Source organism: Pseudomonas sp. LM13, assembly GCF_041381355.1.
GTDB lineage: Bacteria > Pseudomonadota > Gammaproteobacteria > Pseudomonadales > Pseudomonadaceae > Stutzerimonas > Stutzerimonas frequens.
On the sequence record NZ_JACBXH010000097.1, the window covers coordinates 1 to 2071 of the forward strand.

Sequence of the window (2071 nt, forward strand, 5' to 3'; positions counted from 1 at the left end):
GGTCTCAGTGGTCCACGATGGTTCGGCTGTTGCCAGTCACGACGGGCCGGATTTAATCCATAGCTGCCGGTGGCGACAGGCCGAAACCGGCCAGAAACTGCTGGTCACGCCAAGGCTGGGCCGGTTTCGCTGAGGCTCGAAAGCATCTATGAAACTGGGGGCTATTCACTCGCCCCAATACTTGGCGTCGTAAAGGTTCTTCATGCGATGTGTTTCAACGTGTCGTTGATAAATCGTATGGCCAGGGAGGCTGAAAACTTTTTGTTCCTCAGTGATCTCAATCTCGGATTTTATCTTTGCAATAAATGCTTCAATTTGTTCTGGTAGTTCAGTTAAAACATTGCAGCAAGGCAATACGTTTTTAAGAAGATTGCAGTTTATTGGGGTTATTTTGTTGCTTTCTAGTAATTGCCAGCTAAAAGTGCTTCCGAAACTGGAATTTGTTAAAACTGCGCGAATATGATTGATTTGCGCCGAATCATCCAAGCTGAGAAAAGATTTTTTGAATAAACTAGTTTTCTCCTTGGGTTCGAGTTTATCAAATCGTTTGGTCTGCTCAACTGCTTCCCGAATTCTATCGTCCAAACGTCGCACCATGCGAGCTGACTCAGGGTATAAAGTGGCTTTTGCCTGGACGGTCATCACGGTATTGGATTTATTGCAAAAAACCAATAAATCAATCTCGCCCCCAGTAAAGTCACATTCTAAATAAGTATAAAAGCCATTGCTTTCGAAATGCCTTTGAGCCCTTCTCAAGAGTTCAGGTTCGAAAAAGTGAGATATCAATCCGTCATAGTTGTATTTAGTATTTTTATCATCATCTATTAGTATGGAGATCAAAAGATTTCTCGTGCCCAGTAGGGTTGGAACTAAGGCCGGGCAGAAGTATACGTCATCCGAAATGCTCCAGAATGGCGGCATGAATTTTAAGCTTAGGCTGCCATTTTTTCCCTCGCCGCAGAAGAAAAACTCAGAAAATTTATCGTAGTCTGACTCAGCCACCCCGGTGAGCTTTTGAACTAGAAATTTCAGCTCGGCGGCACCCAGCCTGGCCATGCCAAGGCCTTGTAAATGATGATCTCCATCCCCTGAGTCTTTAAGTTCATTGACTTCCAGGTATTTGTAAACTATGAACGTGATGTCATTATAGATTTGCCCTATGCAGATAAAAGCATTCCTGATTTTTTTAAAGGCATCGGCAGAAGAAAATCCAATCTGCGTATAGAAATCAGGTGGAATAATATCTGCTTCAATGAATGCATTTTCAGATGCTTTGTACTGCTCGGAAATGTAATCAAAATAAAATGTGGGATTTACGGGCTTGTTGGTTCTTAGCCGATTAACAACGCTCTTGAGCCAAGGTCTAGAATCGTGAGCTTGGTTTGAAATAACTGGTAGAGATAAATGCGTTACAATGATGTCATTGATTTCATGTTTGAGTGTAATTTCATCAGCGTAGTCGATCGTTGACTTTTCGCTGCTTTCGCGAGTGAATCTATATATTTTGCTACGAATAAATGGGATGACTATATTGAGGTTTGCGCAAGCGAATAAATTTTTAAAGTCATCAGGGTTTAGCTTGCGCAAAAAATCATCGCATGATTCAGGGCTTTGAGGACTAAAGTCGTTCATGCGCTCAAATACAAATGTATACGGAATTGCGAAGCTATGAGGTGCTTGCTTTTCTTGAATGAATTGGAAGGTGGCAACCTGGCAGAAATGATTGTAAACATGGAGAAAAGGTTGTCGAAGAATTGGGTTGTCATCAAACAGCTTGTCGATCTGTGGTTCGAGGATTTTCATTTACAAGCCCGGCTATCAAAATTTGAAAATAGAAAAAGCAACCCGTCGCATCAGGGTTTTTTATCGATTTTATAGGGTGGAAGAGCGATATTATCTCATGATTTGCCAAGGTGGGTGGAGTGAGATAAACAGAAAGTCAAGTTTGGTCTGAGGTATATGTTGTTTTCTTAGCCCCAAGACAATCTCTGCAGGCCTTGCCTGAAAGTTTTGGTTTGGTAACTGAATCGCTAAAGGTTCTATAGACACAATTGAGCGGCTGCTACTGGCC

General features: G+C 42.1%; 1 protein-coding gene. It reads right to left on the reverse strand.

The genetic code is table 11. The annotated features are described in order from the left end of the window. Positions 1 to 165 precede the first annotated feature (165 nt). Positions 166 to 1803 (reverse strand): hypothetical protein, encoded by a 1638-nt coding sequence (locus HZR81_RS23405; protein WP_126189898.1) that lies wholly within the window; start codon positions 1801 to 1803, stop codon positions 166 to 168. Positions 1804 to 2071: the final 268 nt, after the last annotated feature.